Annotated in this window: 21 protein-coding genes; 13 read left to right on the top strand and 8 right to left on the bottom strand. The window is 73.6% G+C overall.

From position 1 onward, the window contains the following. Window positions 1-95 precede the first annotated feature (95 nt). The 5 genes from NPS70_RS23825 to NPS70_RS23805 all read left to right on the top strand — a co-directional run bounded on the left by NPS70_RS23825 (window position 96) and on the right by NPS70_RS23805 (window position 5,226). Window positions 96-1,700, top strand: coding sequence for an ABC transporter substrate-binding protein (locus NPS70_RS23825; RefSeq protein ID WP_256526436.1), 1,605 nt, complete (start codon window positions 96-98; stop codon window positions 1,698-1,700). A gap of 23 nt (window positions 1,701-1,723) precedes the next feature. Next, the gene (locus tag NPS70_RS23820; protein WP_256526543.1) at window positions 1,724-2,689 is read left to right on the top strand and encodes an ABC transporter permease; all 966 of its coding nucleotides are present in this window, start codon (window positions 1,724-1,726) and stop codon (window positions 2,687-2,689) included. After that, window positions 2,682-3,575, top strand: a complete 894-nt coding sequence (locus NPS70_RS23815) for an ABC transporter permease (protein WP_256526435.1) — start codon at window positions 2,682-2,684, stop codon at window positions 3,573-3,575. Before NPS70_RS23820 ends, NPS70_RS23815 begins: the two co-directional genes overlap by 8 nt. A gap of 95 nt (window positions 3,576-3,670) precedes the next feature. Then, the gene (locus NPS70_RS23810) at window positions 3,671-4,570 is read left to right on the top strand and encodes an ABC transporter ATP-binding protein (RefSeq protein ID WP_308315041.1); all 900 of its coding nucleotides are present in this window, start codon (window positions 3,671-3,673) and stop codon (window positions 4,568-4,570) included. Continuing rightward, window positions 4,567-5,226, top strand: a complete 660-nt coding sequence (locus NPS70_RS23805; RefSeq protein ID WP_256526433.1) for an ABC transporter ATP-binding protein — start codon at window positions 4,567-4,569, stop codon at window positions 5,224-5,226. The genes NPS70_RS23810 and NPS70_RS23805 overlap by 4 nt, the downstream gene beginning before the upstream one ends. A gap of 159 nt (window positions 5,227-5,385) precedes the next feature. Here the strand turns inward: NPS70_RS23805 and NPS70_RS23800 are convergent, their stop codons facing one another. Then, on the bottom strand, window positions 5,386-6,027 hold the full coding sequence (locus NPS70_RS23800; protein ID WP_256526431.1) for a TetR/AcrR family transcriptional regulator: 642 nt from the start codon (window positions 6,025-6,027) through the stop codon (window positions 5,386-5,388). A gap of 355 nt (window positions 6,028-6,382) precedes the next feature. Between NPS70_RS23800 and NPS70_RS23795 the strand changes: the two genes are divergently transcribed. Next, on the top strand, window positions 6,383-7,030 hold the full coding sequence (locus NPS70_RS23795) for a DUF2306 domain-containing protein (RefSeq protein ID WP_256526430.1): 648 nt from the start codon (window positions 6,383-6,385) through the stop codon (window positions 7,028-7,030). Window positions 7,031-7,287: 257 nt separating this feature from the next. Here NPS70_RS23795 and NPS70_RS23790 read toward each other — a convergent pair whose 3' ends face one another. Beyond that, the gene (locus NPS70_RS23790) at window positions 7,288-7,848 is read right to left on the bottom strand and encodes a YrhB domain-containing protein (RefSeq protein ID WP_256526429.1); all 561 of its coding nucleotides are present in this window, start codon (window positions 7,846-7,848) and stop codon (window positions 7,288-7,290) included. A gap of 366 nt (window positions 7,849-8,214) precedes the next feature. Beyond that, the gene (locus NPS70_RS23785; RefSeq protein WP_256526428.1) at window positions 8,215-8,994 is read right to left on the bottom strand and encodes an SDR family oxidoreductase; all 780 of its coding nucleotides are present in this window, start codon (window positions 8,992-8,994) and stop codon (window positions 8,215-8,217) included. Between the two features lie 361 nt (window positions 8,995-9,355). On the opposite strand from NPS70_RS23785, the gene NPS70_RS23780 reads away from it, so the two are divergent. Next, a complete protein-coding gene (locus NPS70_RS23780) occupies window positions 9,356-9,487 on the top strand; it encodes a hypothetical protein (protein WP_256526427.1) in 132 nt (43 codons plus the stop codon). Between the two features lie 181 nt (window positions 9,488-9,668). After that, window positions 9,669-10,442, top strand: coding sequence for a hypothetical protein (locus tag NPS70_RS23775; protein WP_256526426.1), 774 nt, complete (start codon window positions 9,669-9,671; stop codon window positions 10,440-10,442). Window positions 10,443-10,978: 536 nt separating this feature from the next. Here the strand turns inward: NPS70_RS23775 and NPS70_RS23770 are convergent. The 3 genes from NPS70_RS23770 to NPS70_RS23760 all read right to left on the bottom strand — a co-directional run bounded on the left by NPS70_RS23770 (window position 10,979) and on the right by NPS70_RS23760 (window position 13,701). Beyond that, window positions 10,979-11,656: a flavodoxin family protein gene (locus tag NPS70_RS23770; protein WP_256526542.1), complete on the bottom strand. Its 678-nt coding sequence runs from the start codon at window positions 11,654-11,656 to the stop codon at window positions 10,979-10,981. Window positions 11,657-12,047: 391 nt separating this feature from the next. Continuing rightward, window positions 12,048-12,662: a YdeI family protein gene (locus tag NPS70_RS23765; RefSeq protein ID WP_256526425.1), complete on the bottom strand. Its 615-nt coding sequence runs from the start codon at window positions 12,660-12,662 to the stop codon at window positions 12,048-12,050. A 487-nt stretch (window positions 12,663-13,149) separates the two neighbouring features. Next, on the bottom strand, window positions 13,150-13,701 hold the full coding sequence (locus NPS70_RS23760; protein WP_256526424.1) for a TetR/AcrR family transcriptional regulator: 552 nt from the start codon (window positions 13,699-13,701) through the stop codon (window positions 13,150-13,152). Window positions 13,702-13,809: 108 nt separating this feature from the next. Between NPS70_RS23760 and NPS70_RS23755 the strand changes: the two genes are divergently transcribed. Next, window positions 13,810-14,274: a nuclear transport factor 2 family protein gene (locus NPS70_RS23755; RefSeq protein ID WP_256526423.1), complete on the top strand. Its 465-nt coding sequence runs from the start codon at window positions 13,810-13,812 to the stop codon at window positions 14,272-14,274. A gap of 172 nt (window positions 14,275-14,446) precedes the next feature. On the opposite strand, the gene NPS70_RS23750 is transcribed toward NPS70_RS23755, so the two are convergent. Next, window positions 14,447-15,076: a type III effector protein gene (locus NPS70_RS23750; protein ID WP_256526422.1), complete on the bottom strand. Its 630-nt coding sequence runs from the start codon at window positions 15,074-15,076 to the stop codon at window positions 14,447-14,449. Between the two features lie 125 nt (window positions 15,077-15,201). Here NPS70_RS23750 and NPS70_RS23745 point away from each other — a divergent pair, with 125 nt between their 5' ends. The 3 genes from NPS70_RS23745 (at window position 15,202) to NPS70_RS23735 (ending at window position 16,650) form a co-directional block, all read left to right on the top strand. Further along, the gene (locus tag NPS70_RS23745; protein WP_256526421.1) at window positions 15,202-15,633 is read left to right on the top strand and encodes an Hsp20/alpha crystallin family protein; all 432 of its coding nucleotides are present in this window, start codon (window positions 15,202-15,204) and stop codon (window positions 15,631-15,633) included. Window positions 15,634-15,747: 114 nt separating this feature from the next. Continuing rightward, entirely contained in the window at window positions 15,748-16,143 is a 396-nt protein-coding gene (locus NPS70_RS23740) for a DUF2267 domain-containing protein (RefSeq protein WP_256526541.1), read from the top strand. Window positions 16,144-16,206: 63 nt separating this feature from the next. After that, the gene (locus NPS70_RS23735) at window positions 16,207-16,650 is read left to right on the top strand and encodes a DUF2267 domain-containing protein (RefSeq protein WP_256526419.1); all 444 of its coding nucleotides are present in this window, start codon (window positions 16,207-16,209) and stop codon (window positions 16,648-16,650) included. A gap of 733 nt (window positions 16,651-17,383) precedes the next feature. Here the strand turns inward: NPS70_RS23735 and NPS70_RS23730 are convergent. Continuing rightward, complete coding sequence (locus tag NPS70_RS23730; RefSeq protein WP_256526418.1) at window positions 17,384-18,307, bottom strand: LysR family transcriptional regulator; 924 nt, start codon at window positions 18,305-18,307, stop codon at window positions 17,384-17,386. 107 nt (window positions 18,308-18,414) lie between these two features. On the opposite strand from NPS70_RS23730, the gene NPS70_RS23725 reads away from it, so the two are divergent. Further along, a complete protein-coding gene (locus NPS70_RS23725) occupies window positions 18,415-19,458 on the top strand; it encodes a zinc-dependent alcohol dehydrogenase family protein (RefSeq protein ID WP_256526417.1) in 1,044 nt (347 codons plus the stop codon). The last annotated feature ends 379 nt before the right edge of the window (window positions 19,459-19,837 follow it).

Raw genomic sequence — 19,837 nt, 5'->3', positions numbered from 1 at the left:
CCACCGGTAACACCCCCTGTTCCGTCCCGGCCTTTACATACTGTTTAATTGCGAGCGTTTTGCAACAACAGTCGATCTTCAACAGGGGTTTCATCATGACGGGCCGATCCCTACGGGCCGCCTCCGCCGCGGCCCTGGCCGCCGCGCTGCTCCTCGGCGCGGCGGCCTGCACCGCGCCGTCCGGCGGCGGAACCCGGGCGGCGGACGGCGGCACCGCGGTCGTCGGCATCGCCTACGAGCCCGACACCCTCAGCCCCCTCCTCGGGTACGGCAAGGACGGCAACTCCAAGATCTTCGACGGGCTGCTCGCCCACGACGCGGACATGCGGCTGCGCCCGGCCCTCGCGGCCGAACTCCCGGAGGTCAGCCCCGACGGGCTCACCTACACGTACACCCTCCGCCGGGGCGTGACCTTCCAGGACGGAGAGCCCTTCGACGCCGAGGACGTCGTCTTCACCTACCGCACCATCCTCGACGAGAAGACCAACAACCCCTCCCGCGCGGAACTCGACGCCCTCAGGGGTGTCCGCGCCGAGGGCAGCCACACCGTCGTCTTCACCCTCGCGTACCCCTACGCCCCCTTCGCCCAGCGGACCGTGCTCCCCATCGCCCCCGAGCACATCGCCGGCCGGCAGGACGTCAACACGGGGAAGTTCACCACCGAACCGATCGGCACCGGGCCCTACATCCTCACCGGCTGGTCCAGGGGAGAGAAGCTCAGCTTCAAGGCCAACCCCCACTACTGGGGCGGCGAACCGCAGGTCGAGCGGTTCACCATGGCCGTCATCCAGGACGACGACGTCCGCGCCACCCGGCTGCGCGCCGGGGACCTCGACGGCGCCGTCCTGCCGCCCGCCCTCGCCGAGGGCTTCGCCCGCGACAGGAACCTGCGCACCCACCGGGCCACCAGCTACGACTACCGCACCGTCACCCTGCCCACGGGCAACCCCGTCGCGGGCGACACCGCCGTACGCCGCGCCCTGGACATCGCCGTCGACCGGCAGGCCATGGTCGACGGCATCCTGAACGGCGCGGGCAGGCCGGCGTACGGGCCCGTCCCCACCGGCAGCCCGTGGTTCACCGCAGGCACCGAACGCCGCCACGACCCCGAGGCCGCCCGGCGGATCCTCGACGAGGCGGGGTGGAAGCCCGGCAAGGACGGGATCCGCACCAGGGACGGCGTCCGCGCCGCCTTCCCGCTCTGGTACGTCACCGGCGACAAGCTCCGGCAGGACCACGCCCTGGCCTACGCCTCCGACGCCCGCAGCATCGGCATCGACATCACCACCCAGGCCGGGAGCTGGGAGGTCATCGAGCCGCGGATGAAGGACGACGCGGTCCTCGCCGGCGGAGGAGCGCCCGGCGACCCCGACTTCGACCAGTACCTGCTCCTCCACTCCGACCACGCGGGCGACGGCTTCAACAACATGGCCCGCTACGACAACCCGGCCGTGGACGAGGCCCTGGAGCAGGGCCGCCGGGCCGGGGACGAAGCCGCCCGCAGGCGCGCCTACGACACCGTCCAGCGGGAACTGGCGAAGAACCCCGGCTACACCTTCCTCACCCACATCGACCACGTCTACGTGCTCGCCGACACCTGGGACGGCCTCAGCACCCAGGTCGAGCCGCACGACCACGGCCTGGCCTCCGGACCCTGGTGGAACGTCGAGACCTGGACCCCCAAGGGCGCGGCGCGGTGAAGCGGCGCGCTCCCTGGGGCGCCATGGCCCGCATGGCGGGACGGCGGGTCCTGCTCGCCGTCCCCGTCCTGCTCCTCGTGACCTTCGGCGTCTTCGCCGTCGCCGCGGCCTCCCCCTTCGACCCCGTCACGGCGTACACCGGCACCGCGGGGCTCACCGCCTCGCAGGAGAACCTCGACCAGATCAGGGCCAACCTCGGCGTCGACCAGCCGTTCACGGCCCGCTGGGCGGACTGGATCGCCGGCGCCCTGCGGGGGGACCTCGGCGACTCCGCCGTCCTGCGGATGCCGGTCGCGGACGCCGTCGCCGAGCGGCTCGGATGGTCGGTCCTCCTGGCCGCCGCGGCCTTCGCTCTCGCCGTACTCCTCGGCACCGCGTTCGGCGTGCTCGCCGCGCGCCGCCCCGGCGGGCCGCTCGACCGCTGCGCCACCGCGATCGCGTACACCCTGGAGGCCGCTCCCGCCTTCTGGCTGGGGCTCCTCGCCATCTGGCTGTTCTCCCTCCAGTGGGGCGTGCTGCCCGCGGGCGGGCTCACCGACACCGCCAGCGACACCGTCACCGCCGGTCAGGTCGCCCGCCACCTGGTGCTGCCCGCGGCCGTGCTGGGCATCAGCCAGCTGCCGTGGTTCTACCTCTACGTACGCCAGGGAGTCGGCGACGCCTTGGACGAGGACCCGGTGCGCGGCGCCCGCGCCCGCGGACTGGCCGAGCGCACCGTCCTGCTCGGACACGCCCTGCGCTCCGGCATGCTGCCGATGCTCACCCTCATCGGCTCCCGCGTCCCCGAACTCATCACCGGAGCACTGCTCGTGGAGACCGTCTTCAGCTGGCCGGGCATCGCCGCCGCGACCGTCCAGGCCGCCACCGCCGTCGACTTCCCGCTGCTCGCGGCCCTCACGGTGCTCGCCACCGCGGCCGTGCTCCTCGGAAACCTCCTCTCGGACCTGCTCTACGGCCTCGCCGACCCCCGGGTGGGCTTCGATGGCTGACCGGCGCCCCGTCCCCTTCGCCGCCCCGGCCGTGTGGCGCAGCCGCGGCGGCACCCGGCGCTCGACCCGCACCCTGCGGATCGCCGCCTCGGCCGCCGTCCTCGTCTGCGTGGCCCTCGCGGTGCTCGTCGTGCCCCCCGCCGTCGACCTCGACCAGCAGGCCGTCGATCTGCCGAGCAAGCTCCTGCCGCCCTCCGCGGCGCACCCCTTCGGCACCGACGACGTCGGCCGCGACCTGCTGCTGCGCTGCGTCTACGGACTGCGCGTCTCGCTCGTGGTCGGCCTGGTGGCCGCGCTCGCCGCGACCGTGATCGGCACCGCCGTGGGCGCCGCGGCGGCAGCCCTCGGCGGCTGGACCGACCGCCTGCTGATGCGCCTCGTGGACACCTTCTCCTCCGTGCCCCACCTGCTGCTCGGCATCTTCGTCGTCGCCATGTTCCGGCCCGGGCTGTGGCCGGTCGTGGTGTCCGTCGCGGTCACCCACTGGCTGTCCACGGCCCGCATCGTGCGGGCGGAAGTACTGTCGCTGCGCTCGCGCCCGTACATCGACGCCGCCGTCAGCGGCGGAGCGGGCCGCCTGCGCGTCGCCGTCCGCCACCTGCTGCCCGGCGTCCTGCCGCAGGCCGGCCTCGCCGCCGTGCTCATGGTCCCGCACACCATGTGGCACGAGTCGGCCCTGTCGTTCCTCGGCCTGGGACTGCCCACCCACCAGGCGAGCCTCGGCAACCTCGTCCAGACCGCCCGCGGCTCCCTGCTGGCGGGCCACTGGTGGCCCACCCTCTTCCCCGGCCTGTTCCTGATCGTCCCGACCCTCGCCGTCGCCGGCCTCGCCGGCGCCTGGCGGGAACGTCTCAACCCGCGCCGGCGAGCGGAGCTGACGCTGTGACCGAGCCCTCCGCGACCCGCCCGAGCACCCCCGCCCACCCGTCCGCCGACCACCCACCCCTCCTGGAGGTCCGCGGCCTGTCCGTGCGCTTCCGGATGCCCGGCGGGCGGCACGTCGCCGCCGTCAGCGACGCCGGCTTCACCCTGGAGGCCGGACAGTGCCTCGCCCTCGTGGGCGAGAGCGGCTGCGGAAAGTCCGTCCTCGCCTCCGCCCTGCTCGGGCTGCTGCCCGCCAACGCCCAGACCGCCGGCACCGCCCGCACCGCCGGCACCGAGCTCCTCACCGCCGACGAGGCCGTCCTGGCCCGCACCGTCCGCGGACGCCTCGTCGGCCTGGTGCCCCAGAGCCCCGCCGCCCACCTCACGCCCGTACGGACCGTCGGGGCCCAACTGGCCGAGACCGCGAGGGCGCTCACCGGCCTCAGGGGGGAGGCCGCCGCCCGGCACGCCGCCGGGGCCGCCGAGCGCGCCGCCTACCCCGCGGACCACCTCGACCGCTACCCCCACGAACTCTCCGGCGGCCTCGCCCAGCGGGCCGCCACCGCGCTGGCCCTGGTGGGCGACGCGCCCCTGCTGCTGGCCGACGAGCCCACCACCGGCCTCGACCGCGACCTGGTCGAGCACACCGCGGACGAGCTGCGCCGCCAGGTGGACCGGGGACGCGCCCTGCTGCTGATCACCCACGACCTCGCCGCCGCGCAGCGCACCGCCGACCGGGTCGCCGTGATGTACGCCGGCCGCATCGTCGAGATCGCCGAGGCCGACCGCTTCTTCGGCGACCCCGGGCCCCGGCACCCCTACGCCCGCGGCCTGCTGAACGCCCTCCCCGAGCGGTCCTTCACCCCGATACCCGGACTGCCGCCGGAACTGGGCGACCTCCCGGCGGGCTGCGCCTTCGCCCCGCGCTGCTCCAAGTCCGACGGCCGCTGCGCCTCGCAGCGGCCGGTCTTCGCCGGGGGCACCGCCTGCCACCACCCCGAGGGGGCCGCACCGTGATCGAGCTGGACGGGATCACCGCCGGATACGACCGCCGCACCCCGGTGGTGCGCGGCGCCTCCCTGAGCCTGGCGCCGGGCGAAGCGGTCGGTCTGCTCGGTCCGAGCGGCTGCGGGAAGTCCACGCTGGCCCGCGTGGTGGCCCTGCTGCACCGCCCCGAGGCAGGCCGCCTCGCTGTCGACGGGGAGCCGGTCTGCGCCTGGCGCCACCGTGCGCCGCGCCGTCTGCGGACCGCGATCGGGGTCGTGTTCCAGCAGCCCCGCCTCGCCGCCGACCCCCGGCTGCGCCTCGTCGACCTCATCGCCGAACCCCTGCGGGCGACGGGCCGCCGCGAAGGCGCCGCGCGGCGGGCGGCGGAACTCGCCGAGACCGTGGGGCTGACGGGTGAACTGCTGCGCCGGCGCCCCCACGAGGTCAGCGACGGCCAACTCCAGCGCGCCTGCCTGGCCCGAGCCCTGGTGCTGCGCCCCCGGCTGCTGGTCTGCGACGAGATGACCGCCATGCTGGACGCCTCCACCACGGCCGCCCTCGTCGCCGCGGTGGAGTCCTACCGGGCCGCCAGCGGGGCGGGCCTGCTGGCCGTCGGACACGACCGGGTGCTGCTGGGACGCTGGTGCGACCGCACGGCCGAGTGGGAGGACGTGGCGACCGGCTGAGCGCCGGCTGCGGTCGCGGCCGCACTGACGCCGAGCGGTGCACCGGCCCTCGTGCGGGGGCTGCGGGGCACCGCCGGGCCGCCAGCCGCGCGAGAACCGCGCGTGCCGCGTGGCCGGAAGGCGTGCCGGGGGCGGCCGCCGGGGCTCAGGGGGCGGGGATCATGCCGGTGCGGGGCCGTCGGGGGTGCGCAGCATCGCGGCCAGGGTGTCGGTGGCGAGGCGCTCCGGGGTGTCGTCGAGGCCGAGCTTCGCGAACCCGCCGTTGAGGTGCAGCACGGCCAGGCCGTGGACCGCTGCCCAGACGGAGCGGGCCAGGACCAGTGGCGAGGAGCCGGAGTCCAGCACACCGCGGCGCTGCGCCTCGGTCACCGCGTCGATCAGGGGCTGGAACGACGCGGGGCCGGTCGGGGACTGCCGGTGGGTGCCGCGGCTGCGGAAGAGGATGCCGAACAGGGCCGGGTTGTCCTGCGCGAAGCGCAGATAGGCGGCGCACATGCCCACCAGGGTGTCGGCGGGGCCGTCCGCGGCTGCGTCCGCACGGAGCAGGCGCCGGCGCAGCTCCTCGTAGCCCAGGTCGCCGACGGCGTGCAGCAGGGCGTCGCGGTCGGCGAAGTGGCGGTAGGGGGCGGCGGTGCTGACACCGAGGCGCCGGGCCAGCGCGCTGAGGCTGAAGCCCTCCTCGCCGCGTTCGTCGAGCAGTTCGCGAGCCCCCGTCAGCAGTGCCTCGCGCAGGGCTCCGTGATGGTAGGAGTCGGGGTTCTTCGCCCCGGACCCGGTGTCCGGTCTCGCTTTCGACGCCATGTTGACCACATTAACATTCGTGGCTATGTTAAAGGCCCTCACAATGTAAGAGCGAGTCACATGAGGGTGGGGGTGCTTCCGCCCTGCCCTCTCCGCCCGCCCGTCCCCGCCCCAGCACCGGGTGCGGGGAGGGCGAGCGGTCGGCGACCAGCCGTACTCGCATCCGCCGCCACCCGCTGGAGGGGCCGTGTCCGATTGCCGAAGCGACGAGGGAACCGCCGCCCCGGCTCCCCAGCCGTCCGCGTCCGGGGGGACCGCGACCCTTGCGGGATCCCGGAGCGCGCCGCCCCCGCCTCGCCGTCCTCCAGCCCGCTCCCGCACGGGTTGGACGCTGGTCCTGCTGAGCTCACTGGCCGTGGTCGCCTTCTCCGTCGGCACCTATGCCGCAGGGTCCCTGGAATCCCTCGCCGAAGACGGGGCCGGCCTTTCCGAGGCGTATGCCGCCGCACCGGCCTTCGCCCAGGCCCTCCTGTACGTCCACATCGCCACCGCTGCCCTGGCGCTGCTGCTGGGCCCGTTCCAGTTCTCCCGCGCACTGCGTCGGCGCTCGCCGCAGGCGCACCGCGCGGTGGGCCGTGTCTACCTGGTCTCGGTCCTGCTCGGGGCGGTGAGCGGTGCGCTGGTCACTCCCTGGAACTCGGCCGGCATGGCCGGCTTCTTCGGCTTCGGAGGCCTGTCCGTGCTGTGGGCGCTCACCGCGGTGCGCGGCTACAGAGCCGCCCGCCGGGGCGACATCGCACACCACCAGGCCTGGATGATCCGCAACTTCGCCTTCACCTACGCCGCACCCGCGCTGCGCCTCTGGCTCGGAGTGCTGATCCTCGTCCAGGCGCCCTTCCACGACATGGACACCGAGTTCGACGTGGTGTTCGACAACGCCTACCACGCCGTGCCGTTCCTGGCCTGGGTGCCGAACATGTTCATCGCGGAGTGGCTGATCCGCCGCCGCAACCTGCCTTCCTACCGCCTGCCGCCGCCCGCCTCCGCCCGGCGCGTCCGCTGACCGCGGCCGGCCGGCCGGCCGCGGTCAGCGGACGCGCCGGGCGGCCCTCCGCCGGTTCCGGCAGGGGGGCCGACGGACGCCGCAGCGGAGCCGAGCGGACGGTCAGGCGGACCGGGAGCCCCCGCGCGGTCGCTGTCGAAGGCCATGTCGACCAGATCGAGATGCTCAAGCGCCGGATGTCAGGCCGCGCCGGCTGCTCACTGCTGCGTAGGTGGGTTCTTCCTGATGCGTGAGGAAAGCCGGTGCTGTCAGGGACCTCAACGGTTCTCGGATCTGCGGATGGTCACCACGGAACCGAGCGGGTCGGCAGGCGGCGCCAGCTCACTGGAGGAGACCTCTACCAGGTGCGCCGGAGCATCGCCGTGCTGCAGGGCGGTCACGTATTCGATGATCTGGGCGTGGGAGAGCGCTGGCACCTTTCGGCGCAGGGTGTGCATGGCATGAACCCTCCCGCGGGCGTCCGCCACGGCCCGGACCTCGTCGTGCAGATCGTCCGCTGCGGTCCGCGTGACCTGCCCTCGAACACGGACTCGGTAGTCCGTTTCCCATGCGTCCGCTACTGCGGAGACCACGCCGATCTGGTGCAGGCTTCCGTCGGCGCGGTCAACAAGGTACGGCCCATTCCCGGCCAGTGCGAAGTCTGGATTCCGGGTGCGCAGATACTCCTCGGCTGCCCAGGAAACGATCCATGCCAGCTCATGCTGCTCTACATGCGACACAGCCATGCGGATCGGGTCGAGCCCAAGTGCCAGCTCCTGCTGGTAGTCCCGTTCCAGCTGTTCCTCGACGATCTGAACCGCGGCATCTCGCTCGATCACTCTGTGAGCATCCCGTAGGGCATGGATGGCTGCCACCAGGTTTCCTGCTCGCTTCGCGTCTTCGCAGACCACCGTGGACACACGTGAGCGGCGCCAACCGACGCTGCTGATCCTCCGCGCGACGGGGTACCAGACGCTCACTCACGGTGGCCCTGGCACAGAAGTCGGGCCAGACCCGCTGCCCGTGAACAAGAGCCACCCGCCACGGCGCACGAACGGAGCCTGCGAAGCCCTGTTCCGGCCTCCGGCGCGCATCGGCGCGACAGGCGTCCTCTCGCGCCGATGCGTGCACGGCAGGGCCACCGGACCCTCGCGGCCTCGGCACCCCCTGCTCAACGGGGTTCCGGCGTGCCGGGAGCCCGGTGGTCAGTGGGCCGAGTGACCTGCGCCCCCTGCCACGGCCACGTCGGCGCCGCTGATGTACGAGGCCATGGGTGAGGCCAGCAGGGCGATGACGGGCGCCACCTCCTCAGGGCGGCCCATCCGCCCGAGCGGCACTCCGCGGCGGGCGACGGATCCGGCGGCCCACTGCTGGTAGGACTCGGCACTGCCGGACGCCGCATGGACCGCCTGCTGCCGCTCCGTGTCGATCATGCCCAGGCTGACGGTGTTGACCAGGATCTCGTCGGCCGCCAGCTCGGTGGCCATGGAGCGGGCGAGGTTGGCGAGCGCGGCGCGGGCCGCACTGGCCGTGACCAGGCTCGGCTCCGGCTCGCGTGCGATCAGGGCCCCGATCAGCACCACGCGGCCCGCGTCGGAGAGCCGAAGCCAGGGCAGTGCCGCCCGCACCGGGAGCACCGCGCCGAGCACCTTGCCCTCCAGCTCGGCCAGCCAGTCCTTGGGCGTGGCATCGGCGAAGGTGCTCGGGAGCCCTTCCCCGGCATTGGCCACCACGGCGTCGATCCGGCCGAACCGTCCGGCCGTCGCGCGGACGAAGCCCTCCATCGCCGCCTCCTCGCGCACATCGCCCGCATGGAGGTACAGCCGGTCCTGCTGGTGCGCCCACACCTGCTCCAGCCGTCCGGCGTCCCGGGCGCAGGTCGCCACCTGGGCGCCCTCACCCAGGAGCAGTTCGACAGCGGCCCGGCCCACGCCGGAACTGCCACCGGTCACCACGATCACACGCCCTGCCAGCTTCAGATCCACAAGATCGCAGGCTAGCCACGCGGCACGTCGGGCACCACAGGTCCGCGCGCCATTCGTGGGCGGCCCCGCGGGCCGCCCACCGGCACCGCCATCAGGCCCCCCGCGCGGGAATGCTCCACCCGCCCGCGCATCACCGCTGGCAACGCCCCTGCGCACGGACGGGATCGGACGAGCCGGGCCGACCACCGGCATGCGGGACGGCGGCACGCTCCCCGGGCTGCGCGATGCGGACGAGGCCGAATCCGATCACACCCCCGCCGCGGGCCCGGGGACCTGGCCGTCCGCGCCGCGCGGCGTACCTCGGGGGCACCGGACCGGGTCCGTGGAGGCGTTCGGCGCCCACCGGCGCAGAAGGCCGGCGGTGGGTCCGGAGTTCGAGGCCGCGAGCCGCGGTGAGCCGGGGGCGCTGCCGGGCCCGGCCCGTGAAGCGGCCCTGCGCGCCGCAGCGAAGGCCGGGCGCGAGACCACCCTGCCCCCCGCCCCGGAGCTCTGACGACGCAGCGTCGGCAGGTGTTCCGTCCCGCGAGGTGCGGGAACGGCGTGTGCCCGGCTGAATGACCCTGGCAGGGTGACGCCACGTGTGGGCACGGGCCGCCCCACTGCTCGCCAGGGGGACGCGGCTGCGTACGTGTGTCGTGCCGTGCTGACGGCGGGCGGGGCGTGAGACTCGTCGCGTGGGTGAGGAGAGGGCTTCCCGGGACTACCGGGAGAGGGCGGGGCACGTGATGATGCTGGCAGTCGTGCTCGCGTTGCCGGCGCTCAAGCTGGCCTGGACACTCGGCGGCGGGGACGCGGCCAGGGACGCGCTGATCGCTATGGGGCCGGGCAACTGGGCCGACATCCTCATCGGCATGTTCCTGAACGAGGCCCTGCTGGCCACCGTGCTGGCCGTGACCGTCTCGCGCGCCAGCTACGCCCACTTCGCGGCCAGGGGCGGCGCCCTCAGACATCGGGACACCCCCATGGCGGTGACCGCTGCCACCGCCGCCGTGGTCCCGGCCGCCCTGGGGACAGTGGTCGGTGCGTTCAACGGCCTGGGCTGGGGCCTGACCGCCGGACTGGCCTCCTACGTCATGCGGGTGGGGGTCATGGTCGACTACAGGACCGGCCGTCGCGAGCACACCACGGGCCGCCGCACCGGCACGCAGGCCGAGACGGTTCCGCAGCGTGCCGCCGACGTCCTGTGGATCGCCGGACTGCTGCTCGGCATCGTCGTCCTGCCCGCCGTGGCGGTCGCCGCCGCCCTGGACGGACGCTCCTGGACCAGTGTCGAGACCTGTGACGTGAACACCGGCAGCGGAACCCATCGCGCTCGCCTGGTGGAGCTGACCCGGAAGGGCAACGGCATCGTCGGCTGGGACCTGGGCGACTCGGAGGTCGTCCACGGCGTCAACTGCGCCGCCGACACCGACGAGAGCATCCGGCCCCCGTGGTGGCGCGATGCCTGACAGCGACTCATCGGCCACGTTCCGGGGCTTCGATGACGCGGAGTACGCGGTCCTGGCGGATCCGTGCCCGTGAGCAGGGGCCGCGGGTGTCGCGGCCGGGGCGGCGCCGGCGATGATGCCGTTGAGGGCGTCGGACCGGGCCGCGAGGCGTCTCGGTGCTTGCGCACGAGCGCCGCGATCCGCACGAGAGCGGGCACGGCGAGGTCGGACAGGCTGCGCTCGACGTGCGCCCGTACCCGCTTCCACCGGGTTCGGATCACGCGCCGACGCGGCAGCGGGAACCCCGTCGACCGGACGCGCGCGGCCGGCAGCCCACGTGCGGCGCGAGTGGCACGGCGGCCGAGCCGGTCCCGTACCGGCACCGTCGGCGCCAGGGGTCTCCCGTGATCCCCGGCGGGCGCGCGACGGCGGCCGCGGCGTTCGCCCTGGCTCGCGGGCGGTGGCACGGGCGGGGGTGCGTGGCCGGGACGCGTCGTGATCGGCCCGGCTGCGGACAGGAGCCGGAGCGTCCCCCGCTCACCGTCGTTCGCCAGGAGTCAGCGGTAGTCGGGGTTCGGGAAGTCGGAGCGGCAGCCCGCGTCCCACTCCGAGCGCTGGTTTCCGTGGGCCGGGATGCCACCGGTCTGTTTGAGCATCGCGGCCAGGTGCATCAGGTTCCAGGTCATGAAGCTGGTGTTGCGGTTGGTGAAGTCGTTCTCCGGGCCGCCGGACCCCGGATCGAGGTAGGAGGGTCCGGGGCCGGCCTCACCGATCCAGCCCGCGTCCGCCTGCGGTGGAATGGTGTAGCCGAGGTGCTGGAGGCTGTAGAGGACGTTCATGGCGCAGTGCTTCACGCCGTCCTCGTTGCCGGTGATCAGGCACCCGCCGACACGTCCGTAGTACGCGTACTGGCCCCGGTCGTTGAGCTGCGAGGACCCGGCGTAGAGCCGCTCGATGACCTGCTTCATGACGGAGCTGTTGTCCCCGAGCCAGATCGGTCCCGCGAGTACCAGGATGTCGGCCGCCATGACCCGCTCGTACAGCGACGGCCATGCGTCTGTGGCCCATCCGTGCTCGGTCATGTCCGGCCATACGCCGGTGGCGATGTCGTGATCGACGGCTCGTACGAGTTCGGTGCTCACACCGTTCGACTCCATCACCGAGCGGCTCTTGTCGATCAGCCCCTGGGTGTTGCTGACGTGGGGTGACCGCTTGAGCGTGCAGTTGATGAACATCGCGTGGAGACCGTCGTGTGCAGGGGCCTGCGGGGTGTTCACAGAGAGCTCCCGATGTGTACGGCCGTTCCGACGGCCGTGGTGTTCCCAGCGGTGACGCGTCCCATCGTGCGGGCTGAACCCCTCGCCGTCCCCGTGTCGGTGCGCAGGGGGCCGTGACGACCACTCGGGTGGCCGAACCGCTCCGAGCACCTGGCGGCGGTGCTGCGGTGCAAGATCGACGAGGACAACGTCCCGTAGCCACCGGGGACGTTCGCGGTCGACCTCCCACGGCTTCGGCCGAGCTACTCCAGCCCCCGGGTCGTCGGCCGTCGAGTGATCCGACGACCTTGAAGACCACGTCACCAGGATTCCCGGCAGCGCGGGTCTGCCCGTTTCGGCGGGTGTCCGGTCACGGCGTCGGCGGGTTTGCCGGTGTGGCTCGCTGTGGGTGGATCGTCTCGTGCCGGGCCAGCATTGCCACGTACTCGGCGATCTTCCGGGTGCGTGTCTCGGCCCGCTTGACGGCGTTGACCCGGTTGATGAGGGCGAATCGGTTGGTTCTGGTGAGCACGTCGAACATCGCCTGTGCTGCCGGGTCCGCGGCGATCGCGTCCCGGAGGTCGGGCGGTACCTCCGCTTCCGATGACGGTGCATAGGCGGCTGCCCACCGTCCGTCGGCCTTCGCCGCGTCCACTGCGGCGCGGCCGGCGGGCAGCATCAGGCCGGCTGCCTCCAACCGGGCCACGTTGTCGACGTTGCGCCGGGACCAGACGCTGCGGGGCCGGCGCGGGGTGAAGCGCCTCCAGGAGCTCCCCTCGTCGCGTTTGCGGGCCTGCCCGTCGATCCAGCCGAAGCACAGGGCCTCGTCGACCGCCTGCTGCCAGGTCAGGGTGGTGACGGTGCCGCCCTTCCTGGTCAGGGCGAGCCACACGCCAGGAGAGGTGGTGTGGTTGTCCAGCAGCCACGCGCGCAGCGCCGCCGCGTCGGCGACGATCAGCTCGTCCAGCTCGGTTCCGGTCATCACCGCAGGCTAGTGCCACGATCCGGTGTTGCGTCCTGCCGGGGTGGCGCGTTGAGCCCGCGGCGCCGTCGTCTGCCTGGCCCGCCCTCCCCGACGCCACCGTGCAAGGCGGCCGGCTGCACGTCGCCCCCGGTCCCTCGGATTCGGCTACCTGCCGCACGAACAGGGGGCCGAGCACAGCGGGGACGCGGCCGGGCGGCCAAGTCGTTCTGGCCGAGGCCGGGTTCGGGCACGGCGAGACACGGAGACGGCACCCACCCCCTGATGCCGGCCCGGCCCCGCCTCCGTCGGCTGCCGGAAGCGGTACGGAGACGCCGGCGTCGACGCGGTTCGCCCGACGCGTTGCCGAACCCGACCCTGCGGCACATGGAACCCTCGCTCGAGGCCGGAGAGAGCACTGCCACCGGGCACCGCGAGAACTCGGACGCGCCGACCCGGTAGGCCCACGGGCCCTGGTTCGGCTCGCCCCGGTCCTGCTGCGTGGTCCGCCTCAGCGCACCGTCAGGAGGGACCGCGCCGCCTGACGGGCCTCGGCCGCCGGTCGTGTACTGCCCGTGACCCCCGCCGTGACCATGGCACCCTCGGCCAGGAGATGGAGCGGCCCGGTCAGTGCGTCGGGCAGCTCGGCCCCGGCCACCAGTGAGCCGAGGTAGTCCCGGAACGCCTGCTTGTGAGCCCGCACCTGGCCTGCCACCCGGTCGGACCGGGCGCCCAGCTCGCCGTAGGCGTTGATCCAGGCGCACCCGCGGAACTCCTCGTCGCCGAACCACTCCTGAAGCCAGTCGAAGACGGCGATGATCCGCTGCTTGGGATCCTGCTCCCGTGCCACGTACGCGGCGAGTTCACCGCGCCAGCGCACGTCGCGGCGCTCCAGGTACGCCTCGACCAGCTGCTCCTTCGCCGGGAAGAGCTGATAGAGCCGCTTGAGTGAAACCCCGGACGCCCCCCTGATGTCGTCCATGCCGACGGACTGGATACCGCGGCCGTAGAACAGCCTCTCGGCGGCGTCCAGTGCCTGTTCCCGGGCGGTTGCGGTGTCCATGCGCGGCCTCTCCTTGACGCGAGAACGAACGTTCTCCTACGGTAGCAGCCCACGGGAGAACGTTCGTTCTCCCGTGTCTGCTCATCGATCCACTCCCTGGAGGAAGACATGACCGACCGGCCGCCGCTACCCCCGTTCACCCGTAAGAGCGCGGCCCGGAAGGTGCAGGCCGCCGAGGACGCGTGGAACACCCGCGACCCGCACAGGGTGGCGCTCGCCTACTCGGAGGACTCGGTATGGCGTAACCGCGGCACCTTCATCACCGGCCGTGCGGAGATCGTCGGGTTCCTCGCGGCGAAGTGGGCGCGAGAGAGGGCGTACGCACTGCGCAAGGACCTGTGGGCCTTCGACGGCAACCGCATCGCTGTTCGCTTCCGGTACGAGTGCCAGGACGGCGACGGCCGGTGGTGGCGGTCGTACGGGAACGAGCTGTGGGAGTTCGACGGGCGCGGGCTGATGACCCGGCGTGAGGCGAGCATCAACGATGTGCCGATCGAGGAGAAGGACCGCCGAATCTTCGGCCCGCGATCGGAGGGCGAGCGCGGACTGGCCTTCCGCCTGCACGAGGCCTGACGGAGCGCCGGGCCGGGCACCTGCTGCCCTCCGGCGCCGGCTTCGGATCCGCTGCCGGGTGGGCTGGCGGGAGCGCGGTACCCGCGCGGGCGCTGCTGGGTCCCTGGGGCCGCCCACGTCGAGAGTGGGTCGGCCCCGGGACGGCCTCACGCCGCGTATGTGTGGCCCGTGGTCAGGGGGAGGTGAGGGTGTCGAGTCGTGCGGTGAGGTCGGGGTGGGCGGTGGCCAGGTGGGGGCGGGTGGCGGTCAGGGGGCGGATCAGGGCGGCGGGGTCGTCGTCGGCGAGGGCGGCGTGGAGCGCTGCGACCGGGCGGCGGGCCGCGGGGGCCAGGTCGGTCAGGGCGGTGATCTGGCCGGCGAGGCGGCGCAGGTCGGCGGCGTTGTCGCGGGCCCGGGCGGCGGTGGTGCGTTGTGTGGCGCGGGCTTGGCGGGTGGCCGTCACGCGTTGCTCGCCGGTGGTCCCTTCGGGGCCGGGGCGGCCGCGCAGGTAGCGGCGTTCGGCGGCCTGGCGGCTGGCGACGCCGAGGGGGTGGGCGAGGTCTGCCCAGCTGGCGCCGGCGTCGCGGGCGGTCTCGATCAGGCCGGTCTCCCATCCGGCGAGTTGCTCGCGGACCTGCCGCAGCAGCAGGAGCGAGGCCAGTGCCTGCTCCGGGGCCGGCGCGGGGGAGGGGGTGTCGGGGTCGTCGTGCCGGGCGGTGTGCAGGGCGTCGTCGATGGCGTCGAGGGCGGCCGCGGCGGCGAGGAACGACGCCGGGCCGCAGGTGTCGGTGCTGATCGGGGGCGGCTGTTCGGCCGGGGTCATGGGCGCCTCCCTCGGGGTGTCATCCTTCTGACGACATCGTCTTTGTCATCCATCGGATGACATGCTACAACGGTGTCAGTGAGGCGCATTGGCAGCAACTGCCCGAACCTCTGGAGGTGTTTTCCATGTTGATGCGCACCGACCCGTTCCGTGAGCTGGACCGGCTGGCCCAGCAGCTCATGGGCCCGGGAACCTGGTCGAAGCCGTCGGCGATGCCGATGGACGCCTACCGCGAGGGCGACGAGTACGTGGTGGCCTTCGACCTTCCCGGCGTCAGCGCCGACGCGATCGACATCGACGTCGAGCGGAACATGCTGACGGTCAAGGCCGAGCGCCGGCCCGTCACGAGGGCCGACGACGTGCAGATGGAGCTGACCGAGCGGCCGCTGGGCGTCTTCTCCCGCCAGATCGTGCTCGCCGACACCCTCGACACCGAGCACATCCAGGCCGACTACGACGCGGGCGTGCTCACCCTGCGCATCCCGATCGCCGAGCGCGCCAAGCCCCGCAAGGTCTCCGTCGGCGTCGGCTCCGGCCGCAAGGAGATCTCCGGCTGACACGGCCGGATACGGTGCGGAGGACGGAACACCCGGTCTCCCCCCTCTCACCCCCGTCCTCCGCACCCCGTGGGCAGCCCGATGAAGACGAGACAGGACGGGGTGGCGGACGAGATGACTCTGCGACGCGAAGCGTTCCTCGACCACGTCAAGGAACGCGGCGAGTACGGCACGGCAGAAGAGGCGGAGCGCGCGGCCCGCGTGGTGCTCGCCCTGCTGGGCGCGCACCTGGTCGGCGAAGTCCGCGCCCGGCTCGCGGCACGTCTGCCGGAGGAGTTCGCGCTGATCCTGCTCAACCCGCTCCAGAGCGCCGAGCCGCTGGCACCGGAGCGGTTCGTGCGGGCGACCGCCGCGTGGATCGAGGGCGCCACCGAGCAGACCGCGACCTGGGACGTCGGCGCCGTCCTGTCCACGGCCGCCGACGCCGCCGGCGACGACCTGCTGGAGCAGATCCTGTTCCAACTGCCCGCCGGCTACGACCTCCTCTTCGGCCGCCCGCAGCCCATCTGACCCCCGCCTCGGTGCCGCTGCAGGCACCGTCCCGCCCCGCCCACGAGAAAGGCATGCACCGCAGTGATCACCGACGTCCGCGCACCGCTCGAGCGCCCGCAGCCCTACGGGGCGGCGTACGAGCAGATGCTGGAGAAGGTCCGCTACGAAGGCGCGTACCCCACACGCGAGAGGGCCGACGAAGCCGTCCGCCTGGTCCTCGCCGGACTCGGGCGCCAGCTCACCGGCGACGAACGCGAAGCCCTGGCCGCCCGCCTGCCCCGGGAGGCCGCACGCATCCTCACCGCCCCGAATCCCGACGCCCGGCCGCTGACCGGCTGGGCCCTGGTGAAGGACCTCGCCGCCCGCTCCGGCGCCTCCCCGGCCACCACCCGCTGGGACACCGGATCCGTCTTCGCGGCCGTCGCCGCCTGCGCCGGCCCCGACATGATCACCCGCATCCTGCACCGGCTTCCCACCGGATACGCGCTGCTGTTCGGCCGCGCCGACCTCACCCCCGCCGCGTAGAGCGGCGGTGTCCGTGCTCAAGCGCAGCACGAGACGAGCCCCGCCGCGGCCGTCACGGCGCGTCCCATGGGGCCCGCACCCGAGGAGCGCACCGACCCGCCGGTGGTCCGGCACGCCGAGGGGGCCGGTGACTCGGCCCGGGTCTGCCGACGGCGTCGCACCCGCCCGGTGCGCCTGCACGTGTCCCGGGTTCTCCGCCCCTCTGGGCAGAGCGGGGGAGCGAAGGAGGCGGCGCATTGCGCTCTGCGAGAGGCTCCCGGTCTCCGCTGCGTCGGCGATGACGGCGCACCCCCGGCCTGCTCCCTGCGCCCGGCGACGCCGACGCGCCCGCCGGGAGGTTCGGCGTCTACGGCGTGGCCCACGTCGCCGCGTGGTCCAGGTGCTGGGATGACGTGTCCAGGAGCCGTGAGTGGTGTCCTGTACGAGTGAGATCACAAGTGAACGACGGGTCCCCGGGAGCAGGTTCGCGCGTGAAGCGGTCCTGCCCGGCCGCTTCCGGTCGGTCCGGGCGGACGCCGGCGCAGGACGAGTGGCCGACGGCAGGCGCGGGCCTTCGGCTCTCGTCGTGGCCTGGCCCGGGAAGCGCGCCGTGCGCCGCGGCGGTGTGATCGTCGCCCGCGACCTCACCCGGAGGCGTTCCGCACGGTCGGGGCGGGGCCGCGCGGCTGCGGGTGCCCCCGCGTACGCGCTCACCTGCCGGCAGGCGGTCGCTCCCGGCGCCTTCCCGGGGGCCTCACCTCGGTGCGTCGTGCGAGCCGTCGCAGAGAGCGCGCAGTGCGGTGAGGCCGGCGGCGACCGCGGGCTCGTGCGCCGTACCGTGCCGGACGGCGGTCTCGATCGTGCGCGCGAGGGTGCTGTCCGTGACCGGTCGTGCCGCCAGCACCGGTGGCAGGTGGGCTGCTGCCAGGTGCGGGATGAGGGCGGTGTGGCCGCCGCCTGCGGCGATGGCGATCATGGCGGAGAAGTCGGTGCAGGTGTGGCGGACCCGCGGAGTGAAACCGGCCGACCGGCAGGCTTGCAGGACCGCGTCTCCGCAGGCTGTGTGGGGCGGGGCGGTGATCCACTCGGTGTCCGCGAGCTCTCGCAGGTCGACCGCGCCCCGCCCGCGGCGGGCTGCCGGATGGTCGTTGCGCAGGACCGCGACCAGCGGATCGGTCCGCAGGGCGTGGGTCTCGACGCCGGCGTACGGGGGAGTGGCGAGGTTGGTGTAGCGGTAGAGCAGGGCGAGGTCGACGCGACGCTGGAGCAGCAGCCGCACGGCGGCTTCCGGTTCGGCTTCGGTCAGGTGCAGGCGCAGGTTCCCGTGGGCGCTCTCCAGGGCTTCGCCGAGGGGGGCACCCACCGGTGCGAACGCACTGGGGAAGCAGGCGACGCGGAAGGGGCCGGTCGGCTCCCCCCGGCCGGCCTGCAGCCGGTCCTGGGCCCGTTCGAGCGCGGTGAGCACGTGCTCGGTGTCGTCGGCCAACTGCCGCCCGGCGGCGGTGAGGTGGACGGAGCGGCCGGTGCGCTCCAGAAGACGGGCGCCGGTCTCGACCTCCAGCAACCGCAGCTGCTGCGAGACGGCGGAGGGCGTGACGCCGTGGAGCTCCGCCACAGCGGTCACCGTGCCGTGGGCGTCCAGATCACGCAGGAGGATGAGCCGCCGAAGATCGAGCATCAGTTCATCTTAAACAGAGGCTGTAGAGAATGTAGCTGGACACGAGAACATGTGTACGGCGACCCTGGCTGCTCCGCCCAGGCCCCGAGCAGTCCCAGGAGACTTCCGTGCGCGCTACCGTGATCCACGGCCCTCACGACATCCGGATCGAGGACGTACCCGACCCGGTGGTCCGGCGGCCGACCGACGCCGTGGTTCGGGTGGTCAACGCCTGCATCTGCGGCAGCGACCTGTGGGCGTACCGCGGTGTGGCCTCCCGGGCGGCAGGGCAGCGGATCGGACACGAGTTCCTGGGCGTCGTCGAGGACACCGGCTCCGAGGTGACCGGCTTCACCCGCGGCGACTTCGTGGTGGCCCCGTTCGTCTGGTCCGACGGCACCTGCGACTACTGCAGCGAGGGCCTGCACACCTCCTGCCCCGAGGGCGGCTTCTGGGGCGAGGCCGGCTCCGACGGCGGCCAGGGCGAAGCCGTCCGTGTGCCGTTCGCCGACGGCACCCTGGTCAAGCTGCCGAAGGAGGCAGCCGGCGAGGAGAAGCTGCTCCCCGCCCTGCTCGCCCTCTCCGACGTGATGAGCACCGGCCACCACGCCGCCGTCGCCGCCCGGATCCGCCCCGGCTCCACCGTCGCCGTGGTCGGCGACGGCGCGGTCGGCCTGTGCGGTGTGCTCGCCGCCCGGCGCCTCGGCGCCGAAAGGATCATCGCGCTGGGCCGGCACGAGCAGCGCACCGCCATCGCCCGCGGCTTCGGGGCCACCGACGTCGTCGCCGAGCGCGGTGAAGCCGCGGTCGAGGCCGTCAGGGAACTGACCGGGGGCCAGGGGGCGCACGCCGTCCTGGAGGCCGTCGGCACCGAGGAGTCCCTGCGCACCGCCGTCTCCATCGCCCGGGACGGCGGTGCGGTCGGCTACGTCGGCGTGCCCCACGGAGGCTCCGCCGGCGTGGACATCGCCCAGATGTTCGGCCGCAACGTGACGCTGGCCGGCGGCGTCGCCCCCGCCCGCGCGTACATCCCCGAACTGCTGCCGGACGTGCTCTCCGGCGCCATCGACCCGGGCCCGGTCTTCGACCGCACCGTCGGCCTCGACGGGGTCCCGGACGGCTACCGCGCCATGCACGACCGCGAGGCGCTGAAGGTCCGCATCGCCTTCTGATGCACCGGCCGGCCGTCCGGCCGCCGCGAGGCGCCCCGGCCTGGCCGCGGCAGACCCCGGAGAGGGGGGCGGGACCCGCCGGCGGCCGGGGCGCCGAACCAGGTATCCATGACGTCCGCGGGGATGGAATGCCTGCCGAGACCGTGGTCGAGTGCCGAGGCAGGATGACACGGCCCCGCGGACGTCGGGTACGGCTTGCGCCCCCCGACCCCCGCCCGACCGCCCGACCGAGCCCTTGAGCCGGGAACAGGGGCCGACCGCGCGCCATGAGGTCGTTTGCGTGGGGAGCTTCTGCTCCGCCGCCGTCTCCAGGGCGTCGAGCCAGGCCGCGAGCGAGTCGTCCGGCGCGGCGGCGAGGTTGCCCCGGTCGGCGCCGTCC

The sequence above is a fragment of the Streptomyces sp. C10-9-1 genome, assembly GCF_024497955.1.
Taxonomy (GTDB): Bacteria; Actinomycetota; Actinomycetes; order Streptomycetales; family Streptomycetaceae; genus Streptomyces; species Streptomyces sanyensis.
The sequence above is the reverse complement of the archived record's forward strand: the minus strand, read 5'-3'. Positions and strand labels throughout refer to the sequence as shown.